This is a genomic window from Eubacterium ramulus ATCC 29099 (assembly GCF_000469345.1).
Classification (GTDB): domain Bacteria; phylum Bacillota; class Clostridia; order Lachnospirales; family Lachnospiraceae; genus Eubacterium_I; species Eubacterium_I ramulus.
The window spans coordinates 5,967-21,816 of sequence record NZ_KI271158.1; the positions used below are offsets into that span (position 1 = coordinate 5,967).

The 15,850-nt window shown below is 41.6% G+C and carries 17 protein-coding genes; 4 read left to right on the forward strand and 13 right to left on the reverse strand.

Features of this window, described 5'->3' with window-relative positions:
* Window positions 1-214: 214 nt before the first annotated feature.
* The 6 genes from HMPREF0373_RS11290 to HMPREF0373_RS11305 form a co-directional block, all read right to left on the reverse strand.
* On the reverse strand, window positions 215-1,225 hold the full coding sequence (locus tag HMPREF0373_RS11290) for a uroporphyrinogen decarboxylase family protein (RefSeq protein ID WP_021739846.1): 1,011 nt from the start codon (window positions 1,223-1,225) through the stop codon (window positions 215-217).
* A gap of 161 nt (window positions 1,226-1,386) precedes the next feature.
* Window positions 1,387-2,022 (reverse strand): corrinoid protein, encoded by a 636-nt coding sequence (locus tag HMPREF0373_RS11295; protein WP_021739847.1) that lies wholly within the window; start codon window positions 2,020-2,022, stop codon window positions 1,387-1,389.
* 242 nt (window positions 2,023-2,264) lie between these two features.
* The gene (locus HMPREF0373_RS11300) at window positions 2,265-3,248 is read right to left on the reverse strand and encodes a uroporphyrinogen decarboxylase family protein (protein ID WP_021739848.1); all 984 of its coding nucleotides are present in this window, start codon (window positions 3,246-3,248) and stop codon (window positions 2,265-2,267) included.
* Window positions 3,249-3,308: 60 nt separating this feature from the next.
* Entirely contained in the window at window positions 3,309-3,431 is a 123-nt protein-coding gene (locus HMPREF0373_RS17540; RefSeq protein WP_022035613.1) for a hypothetical protein, read from the reverse strand.
* A gap of 15 nt (window positions 3,432-3,446) precedes the next feature.
* The gene (locus tag HMPREF0373_RS17545) at window positions 3,447-3,578 is read right to left on the reverse strand and encodes a hypothetical protein (RefSeq protein WP_021739850.1); all 132 of its coding nucleotides are present in this window, start codon (window positions 3,576-3,578) and stop codon (window positions 3,447-3,449) included.
* A 14-nt stretch (window positions 3,579-3,592) separates the two neighbouring features.
* Entirely contained in the window at window positions 3,593-5,041 is a 1,449-nt protein-coding gene (locus HMPREF0373_RS11305; protein ID WP_021739851.1) for a sodium:solute symporter family protein, read from the reverse strand.
* A 221-nt stretch (window positions 5,042-5,262) separates the two neighbouring features.
* Here HMPREF0373_RS11305 and HMPREF0373_RS11310 point away from each other — a divergent pair, with 221 nt between their 5' ends.
* Window positions 5,263-6,798 carry a PucR family transcriptional regulator gene (locus tag HMPREF0373_RS11310; RefSeq protein WP_021739852.1) on the forward strand — a complete coding sequence of 512 codons (1,536 nt, stop codon included), beginning with the start codon at window positions 5,263-5,265 and terminating at the stop codon, window positions 6,796-6,798.
* 142 nt (window positions 6,799-6,940) lie between these two features.
* Here HMPREF0373_RS11310 and HMPREF0373_RS11315 read toward each other — a convergent pair whose 3' ends face one another.
* Window positions 6,941-7,147 carry a hypothetical protein gene (locus tag HMPREF0373_RS11315; protein ID WP_021739853.1) on the reverse strand — a complete coding sequence of 69 codons (207 nt, stop codon included), beginning with the start codon at window positions 7,145-7,147 and terminating at the stop codon, window positions 6,941-6,943.
* A 467-nt stretch (window positions 7,148-7,614) separates the two neighbouring features.
* On the opposite strand from HMPREF0373_RS11315, the gene HMPREF0373_RS11320 reads away from it, so the two are divergent.
* Window positions 7,615-8,505, forward strand: coding sequence for a LysR family transcriptional regulator (locus HMPREF0373_RS11320; RefSeq protein WP_021739854.1), 891 nt, complete (start codon window positions 7,615-7,617; stop codon window positions 8,503-8,505).
* A 19-nt stretch (window positions 8,506-8,524) separates the two neighbouring features.
* Window positions 8,525-9,676: an adenosylcobinamide amidohydrolase gene (locus tag HMPREF0373_RS11325; protein ID WP_021739855.1), complete on the forward strand. Its 1,152-nt coding sequence runs from the start codon at window positions 8,525-8,527 to the stop codon at window positions 9,674-9,676.
* Window positions 9,677-9,896: 220 nt separating this feature from the next.
* Here the strand turns inward: HMPREF0373_RS11325 and HMPREF0373_RS11330 are convergent, their stop codons facing one another.
* From HMPREF0373_RS11330 to HMPREF0373_RS11345, 4 genes are all read right to left on the reverse strand, one after another.
* Window positions 9,897-10,586, reverse strand: a complete 690-nt coding sequence (locus HMPREF0373_RS11330; protein ID WP_022036618.1) for a P-II family nitrogen regulator — start codon at window positions 10,584-10,586, stop codon at window positions 9,897-9,899.
* A gap of 1 nt (window position 10,587) precedes the next feature.
* Window positions 10,588-12,111 (reverse strand): DUF1538 domain-containing protein, encoded by a 1,524-nt coding sequence (locus tag HMPREF0373_RS11335; RefSeq protein ID WP_021739857.1) that lies wholly within the window; start codon window positions 12,109-12,111, stop codon window positions 10,588-10,590.
* A gap of 77 nt (window positions 12,112-12,188) precedes the next feature.
* Entirely contained in the window at window positions 12,189-13,223 is a 1,035-nt protein-coding gene (locus HMPREF0373_RS11340) for an alcohol dehydrogenase (protein ID WP_044964138.1), read from the reverse strand.
* Window positions 13,224-13,327: 104 nt separating this feature from the next.
* The gene (locus HMPREF0373_RS11345; protein WP_021739859.1) at window positions 13,328-14,071 is read right to left on the reverse strand and encodes a TraX family protein; all 744 of its coding nucleotides are present in this window, start codon (window positions 14,069-14,071) and stop codon (window positions 13,328-13,330) included.
* 543 nt (window positions 14,072-14,614) lie between these two features.
* Here HMPREF0373_RS11345 and HMPREF0373_RS11350 point away from each other — a divergent pair.
* Entirely contained in the window at window positions 14,615-15,130 is a 516-nt protein-coding gene (locus HMPREF0373_RS11350) for a helix-turn-helix domain-containing protein (RefSeq protein WP_044964141.1), read from the forward strand.
* A gap of 52 nt (window positions 15,131-15,182) precedes the next feature.
* Here the strand turns inward: HMPREF0373_RS11350 and HMPREF0373_RS11355 are convergent, their stop codons facing one another.
* Window positions 15,183-15,599 (reverse strand): hypothetical protein, encoded by a 417-nt coding sequence (locus tag HMPREF0373_RS11355; protein ID WP_021739861.1) that lies wholly within the window; start codon window positions 15,597-15,599, stop codon window positions 15,183-15,185.
* Between the two features lie 22 nt (window positions 15,600-15,621).
* The gene (locus HMPREF0373_RS11360) at window positions 15,622-15,837 is read right to left on the reverse strand and encodes a hypothetical protein (protein WP_044964168.1); all 216 of its coding nucleotides are present in this window, start codon (window positions 15,835-15,837) and stop codon (window positions 15,622-15,624) included.
* Window positions 15,838-15,850: the final 13 nt, after the last annotated feature.

Sequence of the window (15,850 nt, forward strand, 5' to 3'; positions counted from 1 at the left end):
TTCGCATATCGTGAAGCTGATGCTCCACTTTTATGCGAATATCGGGGCGGCTCATTAAGCCATAAAACCACTCCCGTGCAAGCACATCGTGGTTTCAGGCTTTTGACCCTGGCATCATTATATTATAGAAACAAAATGTAGGGTATGGATTTTAGATATAATCCTGTGTGGTAAGTGATGTTTGTTTCTGTAATATCAAGCAGATAATTTGCTTTTATTTTGTGTAAAAATCTTCCACTGCCTGGAAGAACGCATTGATATTTTCCCATGGAGACATCGGAGGAATATCACATCCGGAAGAAATTACAAAGTTTTTGTATTTACAACACTCGTCCATAACTTCTTTTGTACGATTGTATACGCTCTCAGCAGTTCCGTTTCTGAATTCTCCGGCCGGATCTACATTACCCATGGCGATAAGGTTTTCCGGAACATGGCTCATCATCTCCGCCATATTGATGGCATTTCCGAAATGATACATCAGGCAGCCATTTGTCACGATAGTATCAATAGTTTTTACTGCTGTATTTCCACAGTTATGATATACCACAAGGAAGTTGTCATCCTGTACCGCATCTACAATCTGTTTTACATAATCAGCAGAAAATTCCTGTGCCAGATCCGGAGATAACAGTCCTGCCAGCGGCTCAGCCATTACGATTCCGTTTGCACCGACTTTTTTATATTCGTTGCAGTAGTTGATCAGGAATTCAGTTACTTTCTGCAGAACGATATGTACCATATCCGGCTCGTCGTAGCAGTAGATCAGTGCTTCGGATACGTCCAAAAGTCTGCCTGCCAGGGAGAATGGTCCGATAACACCTGCCAGAACCGGACGATCTGTGATGAGTTTGCATGCTTTTTCGATAGCATCAATATAAATCTGGGTACGACCTGCGCCGATTTCCGGAACTTTGAGAGCCTCTGCCTCTTCTTCTGTGGAAACGATGGAACCGATAACGGTTGGAACCTCATCATCAGATACACGGATGGTGGAACCGAAAGCTTCTGCCTCAAGAGACAGATCCATTAAACTTACACTGGCTGCAGTCGGACAGGAATCAGCAATGATCTTCATACCTTCTGCCTGTTTGTCGCTGCTATTGATCAGCTCTGATACGGTGATTCCCATTTTCTGGATGGATGGAAAAGAAAGTACCGGTAATGATTTCTTTTTGTCACTTGCGAGTATGTCTGCTACCCACTGTTTCATGTTCATTGTCATGATAAATGTCCTCCTTAATTTCAATACCTATGGTTTTAGTAGGTAAAAAAAGTAAAAAATAATAATGGCCAAGGTGCTGCATGGGGGCAGCACCTGCCAAAAATTAGATTCTGTTGTAATAAAAATCTGATGAAAAATCCAATATGAAAACCGTGACTGGATTAACCTTCGAATACTGCTGCTGCTGCGTCTGCTGCGGAAGCGGCATCTTCTGTGTAGATATCAGCGTTGATGCTGTCTGCAAATGCCTGGTTTACCGGAGCACCACCAACCATGATGGTTACTTTGTCACGGATTCCTGCTTCTTCTGCTGCTTTTACTACTTCACCAAGCATTGGCATGGTAGTTGTAAGAAGTGCGGAACAACAGATGATGCTGCAGTCGTTTTCAATCGCACATTTTACGAAGTCCTGAGGATCAACATCGACGCCAAGATCAATGATTTCAATGCCTTTTCCTTCAATCATCATACGAACCAGGTTCTTACCGATATCGTGCATGTCACCTTTTACAGTTCCGATACAAGCTTTTCCAAGCGGTTCTGCGGCATCTCCGGAAAGAAGTGGTTTTAAGAGAGCGGTACCTGCGTTCATAGCACGTGCTGCAACTAATACTTCCGGTACGAATACTTCGTCATTTTTGAATTTCTCACCGATGATGTTCATACCACTTAAAAGTCCGTCTTTTAAGATGGTTGTTGCGTCAATACCTTCGTCGATAGCCTGCTGTACCAGCTTTGTTACTTCTTTTTTCTTTCCTCTCTGTAAAGCATCTGAAATATCATTGATAATAGACATAATGTTTTCCTCCTCCTGTTTGTCAGTCAGTTTATATCCGAAAAATCGGGATTCTTCTGGTTAATGTTTCCCCATGATTTTCTGCTGAACTGTCAGTTTTTTATGACTTTATATTCTATATTATATAGCAGCAGGGGGAAAGTGTAAAATAAATAATATGCTTGATGTCATAGCATTCTGTTATACATCCGGAACGTGTTTTTTTGTACATCATAAAAGTAATGTATCTGTTACAGATGTATTTATGCGTCTTTGTAAATTGTTTTGCCGCATTTCATGATCTCATCGATCATCACTTCCGTGGACCATCCACCGAATGGAAGGAACATTGGGCAGTAGCAGTATCCTTCAGCGGTTTTTTCAAATACTTCACGTACGCGTTTGCGCAGATCCTCTTCTGTCAGAGTGCCGGCCAGGGCTTCTGTCTGGTATCCCTGATAATCCGGTGTGGTGTGATATCCGAGGTTCATGCCGGTGATGGATTTCAATTTTGGAATATCATTGATTTCCATACCCTGCCATGCGTCAATGCCAAGTTCTACAAATTCCGGAACGACAGCTTCGATCTTTCCACAGGAATGCATATCAAAGAGTACGCCCAGCTCGTGGCAGCGGTCAACGGCTTTCTTGATCTGTGGTTTGATCAGGGAACGCCATACATCCGGGGAGAAGAACATGTTGTTCTGGGTACCCCAGTCATCATGGAACATCAGAACATCCGGTTTGTAATATTCGATGACTTTTTCCATGAGTTTGATCTTCCATTCCATATAAGTGTTGAAGAATTCTTCAACCTCTTCCGGATCTGTCAGTAATGCACATAATGCATTCTCGAATCCCATCAGCATATGGAGACGTTCGAAAGGTCCGTTTACAAACATGATCTCAAATACTTTGTTCTCACGGTCAATCTCGCTGATGTGATCAATCTCTTCAACTTTGGACCAGTCCCATGCATCCAGATCCGGGAATTTTACCAGTTCTCTCCAGTCACAGATGTCTTCCATGATCGGTTCAACAGAATGATCCGGTGCAATGGCATCTACGCTAGATTCATATTTCCACGGAACTCCAAACCAGTCTACTCCGCCATGCTCATGGGAAGGACGCTCCTTGTAAGCTTCCGGATTGAATAAAACGAAGATACCTTCGTCAGTCGGCAGTTCATCTACCGGCTCATGGCGGAAAAAGGCCATTACTCTCTCTTTTGGTGTCATTTCCTTCATTTTTTCAGTTCTCCTTTTTGTTAGATAATTACAGTGTTAGATTGTTTTTCTTTTTGAAAATTAATTGTTTTTGTCCAGTTCTTTCCGGTTCTTTTTTCCCATCTGATTCCATACTGCAGACAGGATCATTAATAAAACCATAACCCCAACAAAACATAACATCCAGATCTGTGTCGTAGTCATTTTTCATACCCTCCCTTATTTGTCATCCAGGTTGACCAGTTCGTCGCTGTCACCGAATTTGTTGAGTTTACCAATGGCAAAGCCGATACCGGTAATTGCAAATACCATGATGGCAGTATACAGAATTGTTGTCACACACATATGCATAATATCTTCCTCCTTTATGCGCGTTTACCGGCAAACAATCCTTTTTTGCCCGGTAATACGGCGGTTGAGATCACACCAACGATCAGAGCAACGATCAGTGAGATGTAGTTTACATGGAAGTTGGCCCATCCGAGTGCATTCTGTAATCCGAAGGTGGACCAGATACATACAACGATCCATGTGATGATAAATGTAATGACAGAAGCTTTTGTGCTTCGTTTCCACCAAAGTCCGATCACGCCCATGATAAATACCGGGATTCCGAAGGAGAAGCACCAGTTTACCATGTCTACAACTGCCGGCTGGAAGTTACAGATGGCAATACTTACGATACCGATGATGATGATGATCACGCGTGATAAGGTGGATTTCTGTTTTTCTGTTGCATTTGGTTTGTACAGTGTGTACATATCATGTGAGATCAGGGTAGCCGGTGCCAGTGCCATAACAGCGAAGGAAGAAAGGTCTACACCCAAAAATCCTGCAGCTAGTAATGCGATGACCGGCTTCGGCAGCAGATCCAGCAGCATGGCCGGTGTCATCATCATGGAACCTGCGTTTCTGTATGCCAGGATAGAGAAAGCAGCTACACCGATGAGGGCCGGGATGATACAGAATAAACCATTGATCGGGCCTGCAAACCAGAGGGATTTTTTTACTTCATGATTGTTTTTTGCGGTTGCTACCGGCTGATAACCGGTCTGTGCCATACCATGGAACATGGTAGCACCAAGTGCGGACGGAATTGCAAATCCGATGATCAGTGCTTTGTTTCCGAAGATGCTCGTCATCCAGGATGTGTCAGCACTTGCTGTCATGGTTGCTTCTACCTGATCCCAGCCACCCGGGAGTTTGAAGCACAGACAGATGAATACGACGATCAGAGCTGCGTACATTAAAATGGCATTTAACAGGTTCAGCCAAGCAATCTCTTTCATACCTGCCAGTAATACATAGAGCATGGCCAGGATACCGCCGACGATGGCACTGATCATATAAGACCATCCTGTCAGGAAGGAAAGTGTGATGGCGATGGTCTCGACTTCCAGACAGACCATTGCGATACTTAATGCTGCGTTTACACAGGAAATCATCGTTCCAGGTACTTTACCAAATACTTTGTTCAGAAAATCACCGATGGTTTTCGCTCCGGTTCTGCGAATCCATGGACCGGTGATCTGTGTGATGACTACCATCATAATTACACATGCGATACCAAACCATGCAGCGATAACTCCCATAGATGCTGCATTCTGACAGGTTCCCCAGTTGTGTGCGGAACCGAGCAACGTCAGGGCAAGTGTGATACCTACCAGAGAAGCCGGGAGGCCGCCACCGGCAAATGCAAAGCTTCCGCTTTCCGCACCGCCGCTTTTCTTATTTTTGTATGCCATAAAGGCACCGATACCAACGATGGATACCACTTCATAAATCAGTACTGCGATCAGTACACCCCAGTTCATAACCTAGTCCTCCTTAAATGTTTGATAAATAATAACCATAACTTAATAAAACCAAAAATACCAATAGAAATGATCAGTTACTGAAAAAGTGGTCCGGACTTTTTTCTATATCTGTATCATAGACCGTATGGATGTATTTGAAAATTCACTAATATGTTTGACTTTTTTATCATTCATTCGTATATTATGTACGAAGGGATTTTTCACAAAGGAGGGCGTTTATGTATCTGAGTATGATGGTTTTTGAAGAGTGTCTGGCCGAATATCATCCGCGTATGATCGGACATTCTGATCTGATAAAAATAAAATTTATGGGTGTTCAGGAAGCGATGGAAGGACAGGAATATCTGCCGGATCACATGCTTCTGGAACATGTAGAATATTTTGTATCACATCCTGTCCCGGCAGCCTGGGGGTGTCTGTGTATCGGTGAACCGCCGGAAGATCTGTTCAAAAATAACATTTGTCTGATTTTTCCGGAAAATACAGATAGAACAAGGCTTTATCATGATGTCCAAAAGATATTTTTCCTATATAATTCCTGGGAAATGGAGATTCGAAAGGCGATGCAGCGCAATGCTACGTTGGAGGAAATGTGCAATCTGTGCATTCCGATCTTTGAAAAACCGATTTTTATCCACGACAGGAACAACGAACTGCTGGCTATTGCAAATGAGATGGCGGGACAGTTTTCCTGGCAGTATGATGAGACGTTCGATAAGTATTATCTGCCGCTGGAAATTCTGAATACCTTCAAATCTTCTGACGAATATCATAAGACATTGCACACTTATGGGGCACATGTTTTCTCAGCAAAAGCCACCGGTTATCGTACATTATATGTGAATCTGAGGATTGAATGGGTGTACGTGGGACGTGTCTGTCTGGATGAGATCGGTACACCGATTCGGAAGCGGGATTATGAACTGCTGGAATTTTTCGCGGATAATATCGCATTGGCGATGCAGCAGGGAATGTTGCTGGTGAGTGATGTGTCCAATGTGCTGTCGATTCTGTTTAAGGAGATGATTGACGGAAAAAGCTATACGAAAAATCAGCTGGCTAAACCGTTTAGTTATTATAAATGGCATATTGATGATATGTTTCAATGCATCACGATCTTCTGTCGGAAGAGTGATAATGCCATCCATACAGCAACGAATCTGACCCACAGACTGGCAAATATGTTTCCGAACAGCTGTGTATTCCGGAATGAGTATCAGATTATTCTGGTATTGAACCTGACACTGGAGAATATGGCGACGGACCGTTTTTTTGCGTATATTGGTGAGTTCTTAAGACTTGGAAATCTGAAAGCCGGTGTCAGTATGCAGGGACATGATTTTATAAATTTCAGATATTATTACCGGCAGACGCAGATTGCTCATGAAGTGGGACTGAGCGAGGATCTGCAGGAACCGATCTACTACTTTGAAAACTATGCGTTCCACTATTTCTTTCGTCAGGCTTCCCAGGTGCTGTTGCCGGAGATGCTGTGTGCACCGCAGCTGTTGAAACTTATTGAGTATGACAAGAAGCATGATACGGAGTTTACATATACGCTACAGCGTTATCTGATCAATGAACGGAATATCAAGATTACAGCATCGGAGCTGCATATCCACCGAAGTACGATGAATTACCGTATTTCACGGTTGAAGGAACTACTGGAGATAGATTTGGAAAATTCCGAGAATCGGTTGTATCTGCTGAATTCTTTCTATATGTTGGATTTCAAAGAATTGTATCAGAGTTAAAGTTCTCATGTATGTCTGTGAAGGATAGAAAAAGAGATCTTTATATCTGATTCCGGGGAAGAATCGTTATAAAGATCTCTTTTTGGGGTTTCATCTTACTTAAAGGAAGGTATTCTATATTGTGTATATTTCTGATGATAAATTAGCAGAAGCTCTGACGTAAATTGCTTTCTGTGCTGTTGTTTTCTGCCTGCATAATATCAGTAAAAAATGTTTTCTGATCTTTTCTCCAAGCTTCTTTTAAATCATCCATTTCAGTAGATAATGCAGTTATGATACTGTTTGTGTCTAATACTTTCTCTGCGCTCATTTCCTGTGCTTTTGTATATAAATTTCTGAACATTTTCATTGTAGTGTCCTCCTTCTATCTATGTTAATTATTTGTGTTCTGTTCCTTTGTTGATCTTATTATATGATACATGATGAAAAAAGTAAAGCTACTGTATCTTAGGGATGAATTAAGTAAAGCTTAATGATATCGTCTAAATGGTATACATCATGCACAAATACTATTTCTATAATTGTGCATAATAACTTATTCTATAATGGGAGTAGCGAAAGCGGATTGCGAATGTTCGCTTTACAATAGAATTAATTATAAAAACAGTAAAGCTGATTGTGACACAGAATAACGTATATCTTGAGTTTGGGTTGAGTTGCGGATATAATGGTGTCAGATCGTTTTTTACCGTGATTGAAACGCATAAACTATGCGAGTCATAAAATGATAAAATAGTAAGATTTTGTATGAGAAAGTCAGCTTAGGAGGCTATTTTGATTGCAGGATAATAGATACTGGAAACAGGGGGAGTTGTTATGGATACATCGAGATATCAGGCTTTTTTGAGTGCGGCAGAAACCGGAAGTATTAAAAATGCAGCAGAAGAACTGGGCTATACGCCATCCGGGGTCAGCCAGCTGATCAAGGCACTGGAGGAAGAACTGGGATTTACACTGCTTTATCGAAGCAAAAAAGGAGTCAGCCTGACACTGGAAGGACGTCGTCTGCGGCCGACAATCCGTGAGATTTTGGAATCGGAAAACAGATTGTTTCAGACAGCATCGGAAATGCGGGGACTGTCTATCGGTGCGATTAACATTGCCGCGTATCAGTGTCTGGCGGCGGTGTGGATGCCATCGCTGATCAGTGGATTTCAGAAAAAATATCCAAACATCCGTATTCAGCTGTACGAGGGTACACAGCAGGATATTTTACAGTATCTGGATGAACGGACGGTAAATCTCGCATTTTTCAACTGTTCCGATACGATCAATTATGACTGGCTGCCGCTGATGAAAGATCGTATGGTGGCGGTATTGCCGAAGGATCATCCCATGGCGAAAAATGAGGTATTTCCGGTGGAGGCCTGCCGTTACGAGCGTTTTATCATGCCTGAGCATGGACAGGACCAGGACGTATTTGACATGTTGGATGAAGTACATGTCAAACCAGATGTCTATCTGTCAACGTTTGATTCCTTTACAGCGATTGCCATGATTGAAAAAGGTCTCGGAATCAGTATTATGAATGAAATCAGTATTCCGACGCGGACCAGCCGGGATATTGTGACACTTCCGACGGTTCCGGAACATTATATTGAAATGGGAATTGCACTGCCCTCTATCGCGCAGGCATCTCCGGCGGTGAAGAAATTTATCTCTTATGCGGTGGAATCCGGAATCTGCAAAGCCACATCGAAGCAGTGAGAAGGGAATATCATAAATTATGAAAATACTGGATTTGCCAGGAGGCGATGAACTATATCATTATAAAAAATCACTGGTTCTGAAATTTTCCGGTCCAAGGGACGTGGTGAGTACCGGACCGAACAATGGCGGATATCGCCGTGATTTGACGGCAGTGTTTAATAATGACTGCAATCCGGGTGGAGGAATGCCCTGCGGGATTGAGGCAGAAACTTATGAAAAACATATGGAGCTTCTGGCATCAAAGCAACTGGGATTAGATCCGCGGACCTGCACCGGACTTTCTACTGCTGCACATATGGAAAATGCAGCAATCGAATGTATGAAATATGAAGATTTCACAGTTACAGCGATTGTCACAGCCGGAATTAATGTAAATGCCGTGCGTGTGGGGGATCCGACGACCTGGCATGAACGTGCCGGAACTTATTTCGAGGTGATGTCCGGAACGATTAATATTTTACTTCATATTGATGCTGATCTGGCACCGGGGGCACTGGTAAATGCGCTGGTGACCTGTACAGAAGCAAAGACGGCTGCCATACAGGAACTTCTGGCACCGAGCAGATATTCCCATGGATTGGCTACCGGTTCCGGAACAGACGGTACGATCGTGGTCAGCAATCCGGAGTCTGGGGTTTATCTGACGAATGCAGGAAAGCATTGTAAATTGGGTGAATATATAGGTCTTGTCGTGAAAAAAGCTGTGAAACAGGCTCTGTACAATCATTGTTATATGGGACCGGAATATCAGCATGACATACTGAATCGAATGGATCGTTTCGGAATTACCCGGGGCAGTCTCTGGGAACGGTATCAGAAGCTTTGTCAGGAACGGCAGCAGCCGGCAGGAACGAGGATAGATTTTATGACCTGCCTTGACCGGATAAAAAGAAATAACCGTCTTGTGACAAATACGTCTCTTTTTGCACATCTGCTGGATCAGATGGATTGGGGAATGCTGGGAATAGAGGAAGTTTCTGAGGCTGCAAAACAGATGTTACAGCTGGCTGGAATGCCGCTGCAATGCTGGAAGTTCCGGGAGGAAATGTTGCCGGAAGATGATGTTGCGGCTAAGGATGTGATTGAATGGTTAGCAGATAATTATGGAAATTGTCTTGCAGAGTTTATCTCAGTCGAGAAGACTCCCACTTCTGCAAGTGGTGAGTAATAACAAGTCTTTCTCAGTGGGAGTACAATCTCCGACTGAGATAAACGCTCCGCGAGGATGTGCAGTGATTCTGAGAAGAATATGTCAGCTTTCGCTGACCAGATTCACGCACCAAGTCTCACGTGCGTTCGACTTGAAACTTGAATATAAAAGTTGCCAGCGTGATTGATACGCTGGCAACTTTTGAATTTTTCCACATCCTAAAGCAGTTCGCCATAATTTAGATACCGACTACCGAATCTATTGGTAAGGACAGAACAATTCCCTGCGCCTCACTGTGCATGCCACATTTTTCACCAATACATTTCATCAGATCCACTTTGTTAGATGATTCAACCAAAATCAAAACAATTTCTTTTTCATCCTGAACGCTGAGTCCCCAAAAACTGGTTGCTTCTTTGTTTCCTATACGTCGGCTGCGAATTACGGTGCCGCCTTTTACTCCTTGCGCACGCACTACTTCCATAACTTCTTCGCTGAAACCTCTGTTTACGATTGCTGCAACAAGAGTATATTTTGTTTCTGACATACTGTTTTCTTCCTTTCCTGCTATATTCAGCAATTCTTTTCCTGTATTTCGGGCAAGAATGCGTAAAATCAGATTATTTGCTCCACTTAATGGCATAGTAAATGCGATACCACTGTTTGCTCTGTTTAATTGTAATTCAGAATTTAATTTATTTAACAGGATTTCTGATAAATTTTTCGGAATCATACTGATGAGAACACTTTTATCAATGTTTCCAAGTCCAAGTACATCCATAATCTCGCTTGTAGCTGTTCCTTCTGCATGAAAGCGGTATTGCAACGGCAGTGCGCCCTTTCGAAACATTTCCGCTGCCCGGTCAGCAAGTTTGGGTGTAGCGATTAATACTAATAACTGAAAGGATACTTTTTTTTCATTTTCCATTTTACTCATCCTCCTCAAGATCAACGATCATATCACAATCATCGGCTATCACTGCTCTTTCTGTCGGGGTGCCTTTTCCGGTTTTTAGTTTGTATACGAGTCCCATCAGCTGTATTGCGATCAATGGTGTTAATGCAACAAGTGCAACCACGCCGAAGGCATCGGTCATCAGGTTTCCTCCGAGAGCCTCACAGACCCCAATACTAAGCGGCAACAAGAAGGTTGATGTCATTGGACCGCTGGCAACCCCGCCTGAGTCAAATGCAATACCAATGAAGATATCCGGAACAAATCGGGACAATACGAGGGCAATAAAATATCCGGGAATCACAAACCAATGAATGGAAACTCCTGTAAGCACACGAAGCATTGCAAGAGCAACGCTGGCAGCTACACCAATTGACATACAGTGATCCATCATTTTTACGGAAATTGCACCGTTTGTAACTGTTTCTACCTGATGGTTCAGTACTTGAATTGCCGGTTCTGCTTTTACGATATAATAACCAATCAAAGCTCCGAGAGGAAGCAAGATCCAATTAAAAGACAGTTCCGCCAATTGTTTTCCCAGATAAGCTCCAACTGGTGCAAAACCAACATTTGCACCGCAAAGAAACAGAACCAGGCCAATATATGTATATATAAAACCAATCATAATACGTCGGATCTGCCATTTATGATAGCGTCCGGTAAGCATTTGGAATATAAAAAATACTACAATGATCGGCAGCAGTGCTATCAGAACTTCACGGGCATATAATGGCAAGCCCCGGGCAAATATGCGGGCAACATCCTGTGTGGTAACAACTGTTTCTACATCTTCAAGAACATACGCTGCTTGTGTAGGTTTATAGAAACAGCCCAGGATTAAAACAGCCAGTATCGGACCTATACTGGAAAGTGCGACCAGGCCGAAACTATCATCTGCCGAATTCTTATCACTTCGCACAGAAGCGAGTCCCACACCTACGGCCATAATAAAAGGCACTGTCATAGGTCCTGTTGTAACACCACCAGAATCAAAAGCTACGGCTAAAAACTCTTTCGGCACAAAGAATGATGTAAGAATCAGAGCTGCATAACAGATAATCAATAATACAGACAGGCTGATCTTATATCGAATACGAACAAGTGCAAGTGCAAGAAAAAGACCAACGCCAAGTGCCACTGTTATAATCAATACCATATTAGGGACGGAGGGAACCTGATTAGCAAGAATCTGCAGATCCGGTTCAGATATCGTAATGATGATTCCCATAATCAGACCTGTCAGTAAAACAGTAATGAGCTTTTTCAATTTTGAAATCTGTACACCTACCCCTTCTCCGATCGGTGTCATGGACATCTCAGCACCGAGCTGAAAGAATCCCATTCCAACAATCAGCATAATTGCACCGGTAAGGAACATCACAATAGTGCCAAGCTCCATAGGAATCAGAAAAATACTGATCATCAAAACAATACCAGTAATAGGAAGAACTGCAGAAAGTGACTCTCGGATTTTTTCTTTTAATTTTAAATTCAATGTATGCCCTCCTTCTAAAAATCATAGTATATGGAATAATAAAATACATGGTTGAGATTGCTTCCAAGCAATTATATTTAACATTCTATTGCTACCTTGATCACGCCGTCTCTTTTATTTTCAAAAAGATCATAGGCTTCGTCGATCCTGCTAAGTGGATAAGTGTGTGTGATCAGCGGTTCTGTATTGATTTTGCCGTCTGCAATCAATTTCAGTGTTTCTTCACAATCGCAGCCATCCACTCCTCCTGTTTTAAAAGTAAGATTCTTGCCATACATATCCGGTAGTGGTAAGGGCTGGGCTTTATCATAAAGTGCCACTATCGTTACGATCGCATTTGGTCTTGCACATTCCCATGCCAGCCGAAAAGTAGATTCTGCTCCTGCAACTTCAAGAACAACATCTGCGCCACCATGCTCAGTGTTTGTCTGAACAAAATCAAAGCATTCTTCCGGCGAAACAGTAAGAACATCAGGATAATGTTTTTTAATGAAGTGTATACGATTTTCATCTTTTTCGCACATGATGATATGCTTCGGATTCTTTAGGATAACGGACAGTAAGGTACAGATACCTGTAGGTCCGGCACCAATGATCAGGACGGTGTCATCTTCTGTAATCTCGGAAATACGTGCTGCCCAATAACCGGTAGCAAGAACATCTCCTACAAATAAAGCCTGTCTGTCCGTAACTTTATCTGGAATTTTATTCAGTCCCTGATCTGCAAATGGCACACGGACATATTCTGCCTGACCGCCATCAATACGGCAGCCAAGAGCCCAGCCGCCATTTTTGTCGGTACAGTTATTTACATATCCTTTCCTGCAGAAAAAACATTCCCCGCAAAAGGTTTCTACATTTACCGTTACTCGCTCTCCCGGCTTCACTTTCGTTACAGCACTTCCAACTTCTTCCACGATTCCAACCATCTCATGGCCGACTGTAATGCCCGGAATTGCTCTTGGAACGCTTCCGTGCTTAATGTGAAGGTCACTGGAACAAATGCTGGCAAGTGTCACCTTTACAATGGCATCCTTTTCATGCACCAGCACGGGTTTCGGTTTTTCCATTAATTTGAAAATTCCTTTTGAAACATATGTATAAGTTTGCATTATTTTCCCCCTCATTTTCTTATAAATTCTGCTGCCCGGAAGATATCTACTTTACTTGTGCGCTAGATTTTAAGTATTATAGTTCACTCTCCGTTTATGGATTATTACCGGATACGCCATTGCCAAATAATAAACAGGATAAGAAGGTGCGCCGGATAAAAAGCATAGCAGAAATACTTGAACCATTTGCTATGGTATCCCTGTTCTCTGTTATATAACCAGATTGGAATAAGTGCCAGTAATGCAAAACTCTGCTGTGGAATCTCAAAATGATGTCCCAGAATAGTTACCGGATAATACAGATCTCCAAGCATAACTACATTTAAATAGTACATTCCGGCAAATTGTGCCACAAAAGAAACCCATGTCTTTTTTCGGAAAAAGTAAAAAAGCAATACTGTCAGTATTCCCGCTGCATTGTAATCTACCATGGATATGGTTCCAAGCAGATAGTCCATGAAAAGAACAAGACAAATTATAAGAAGCAGTATCCATTGCTTTTGTTTCTTTTTTGCTTTTTCAATAATCTGTATTGATAACAGACCTAACAGAAATGTCCACAGTACGTTTTGATGAAACGGGTAAATTGCAGAACTTCCCATAATCAAGTTGAATGGTATTTCTGAAATTACAGCAAATAAAAAAAGTCGCTGCATATATTTTTTTACATTCGAAGTATAATAACATCCTTCCGCAATCATAAATGCAAAGATCGGAAATGCGAGCCTTCCTATGCATGTCAGCCATTCCTGTGCCGGAAATAGTGTCGCCCACAAATGATCGCATAGCATAAATAACATTGCTAAAATATGTAGTGTAAATGAATTGATTCCTCTTTTTTTTTCCATAGGCTCCTTCCCATCTATCTAGGCATATATATTCCTGCAATTTCTTTATTTCGTAAAATTTAAGCTTGATTAATAACTCCAACTGATTATTTCCAAACTCTTGTTAACCACTGTTCATTTTCTTTCCCAAAAACCGAATATGCACATCAAATCGCTTATTTTATTATATCACAGCGACATATTGTCCCGCCATCATTTTTCAAGACATATGTATCTGACGGATTCGCATATTTGGTTATGTCCGTAATATAAGAATTTAATAACATCTGTCGGATTTCCGTCTGTTCTATAGGGCTGTCTTTTGCAGGAATAGCAGGATGCACTTGATGTTATTAAAAAAAGCCATCAACATTCTGGGAAAATGACAGAAACCATTTACCTCGAAGTTACTCTTTCGCTCTTTTTGACTTCATGTTCATTATTGAGCTTGTTGTTAATTGATAATTCAAGTATAATAAACTCTATACGAGAAATGCACGTCTTGCATGAGGACTTAAATATTGATAATCCTCATGTTTGGAGATATACGGGGAGGAAATTCTCATGGGTAAGCAATCCACCAGGGAAAACAAAACAATTTACCAGCTTTGCCGAGAAGCGGCAGGACTTACAAGAGCAGAGGCCAGTGAAAAAATGGATGCCGTCTCATATTCAAAAATTGAAAAATTTGAATATGAAACACAAGAACCTACGCCTTATGATATCCTCCAGATGGCAGATGCCTATAAAAGACCAGAGCTTTGCAATTATTATTGCTCTCACAAATGCGAAATCGGCCACCGTTATGTTCCAGAAGTAGAAGTGACCGATCTGTCAAATATCATTTTGGAGACAATTGCCAGTCTAAATGAAATCAATCCTCTTACCGGTCGTCTGATCCAGATTGCCCGTGACGGTAAGATCAGCGATGATGAAATGAAAGATTTTGCTTATATTAGTAAAAAACTTGATGAAATTTCTTTAGCCATAGACTCTTTGAATCTTTGGGTAGATAAGACCGCCGGAGAACAGGGGCTTAATCTTGAGCTCTTAAATGCCGAGAAAGAAAAATTGAAATAATCCATAACGCGACAAAAGGCAATGAACCATTTCTGACTCATTGCCTTTTCCTTTACATACGCTGTAATTGATTTACGATACTTTCTGTTCTTCGAATTGCTTCTTCTACCTGTCTTTTTGCATTATTGATTCTATCCTGAACCACCCAGTCCACAATAAAGCCATCAAAGAAATAATCCGCAAAAGAAAGAAAATCTCCAGTATCGATATTCAAGTTACATACCATATTTACATCATTTAATTCTCTACTGAAATTACGAAGATCATACTTTGCCTGTTCCATATTCCGTTTGGCCTGATCCATTTTAGAATGTTTTAACATCGTAGTGAAAAAGCCACCGCCAAACATATCTGCCAGTCCCCAGTTCTTTGCACTGTTTAGATTTTCTTTTGCTGTCTGAAGACTGTTCAAAGCTCTACGCCCAGCTTCAATTGCTTCTCTTTTTTCTTTTTCAATATCATATCCCATTCGTTTTCTACCTCCTGATCCATTATGAATGTGACGTCACCAATGCTATAATGCCACCAATGATCAATAATGGAAAAGCAATGTACATCAGTCCACCTACAACCATACCTATCAATATAACCGGGAAGAAAATAACTGTACAAAGTAATTTCATAATTCCCCAGGATGCTTTTAATCCAAATATAAAAAATTTTCCAACAAACCAAATCATACAAATTGCAAATAATAACGATAACATTTTTTTCTCCTTC

Bases quoted from the DNA above. Each gene is read 5' to 3' on its own strand.
- HMPREF0373_RS11320 (WP_021739854.1), top strand. From the start codon at position 7,615: ATGGATACATCGAGATATCAGGCTTTTTTGAGTGCGGCAGAAACCGGA.
- HMPREF0373_RS17540 (WP_022035613.1), bottom strand. From the start codon at position 3,431: ATGACTACGACACAGATCTGGATGTTATGTTTTGTTGGGGTTATGGTT.
- HMPREF0373_RS11330 (WP_022036618.1), bottom strand. From the start codon at position 10,586: ATGGAAAATGAAAAAAAAGTATCCTTTCAGTTATTAGTATTAATCGCT.
- HMPREF0373_RS11345 (WP_021739859.1), bottom strand. From the start codon at position 14,071: ATGGAAAAAAAAAGAGGAATCAATTCATTTACACTACATATTTTAGCA.
- HMPREF0373_RS11310 (WP_021739852.1), top strand. From the start codon at position 5,263: ATGTATCTGAGTATGATGGTTTTTGAAGAGTGTCTGGCCGAATATCAT.
- HMPREF0373_RS11295 (WP_021739847.1), bottom strand. From the start codon at position 2,022: ATGTCTATTATCAATGATATTTCAGATGCTTTACAGAGAGGAAAGAAA.
- HMPREF0373_RS11315 (WP_021739853.1), bottom strand. From the start codon at position 7,147: ATGAAAATGTTCAGAAATTTATATACAAAAGCACAGGAAATGAGCGCA.
- HMPREF0373_RS11325 (WP_021739855.1), top strand. From the start codon at position 8,525: ATGAAAATACTGGATTTGCCAGGAGGCGATGAACTATATCATTATAAA.
- HMPREF0373_RS11350 (WP_044964141.1), top strand. From the start codon at position 14,615: ATGGGTAAGCAATCCACCAGGGAAAACAAAACAATTTACCAGCTTTGC.
- HMPREF0373_RS11340 (WP_044964138.1), bottom strand. From the start codon at position 13,223: ATGCAAACTTATACATATGTTTCAAAAGGAATTTTCAAATTAATGGAA.
- HMPREF0373_RS17545 (WP_021739850.1), bottom strand. From the start codon at position 3,578: ATGCATATGTGTGTGACAACAATTCTGTATACTGCCATCATGGTATTT.
- HMPREF0373_RS11300 (WP_021739848.1), bottom strand. From the start codon at position 3,248: ATGAAGGAAATGACACCAAAAGAGAGAGTAATGGCCTTTTTCCGCCAT.
- HMPREF0373_RS11290 (WP_021739846.1), bottom strand. From the start codon at position 1,225: ATGACAATGAACATGAAACAGTGGGTAGCAGACATACTCGCAAGTGAC.
- HMPREF0373_RS11305 (WP_021739851.1), bottom strand. From the start codon at position 5,041: ATGAACTGGGGTGTACTGATCGCAGTACTGATTTATGAAGTGGTATCC.
- HMPREF0373_RS11360 (WP_044964168.1), bottom strand. From the start codon at position 15,837: ATGTTATCGTTATTATTTGCAATTTGTATGATTTGGTTTGTTGGAAAA.
- HMPREF0373_RS11355 (WP_021739861.1), bottom strand. From the start codon at position 15,599: ATGGGATATGATATTGAAAAAGAAAAAAGAGAAGCAATTGAAGCTGGG.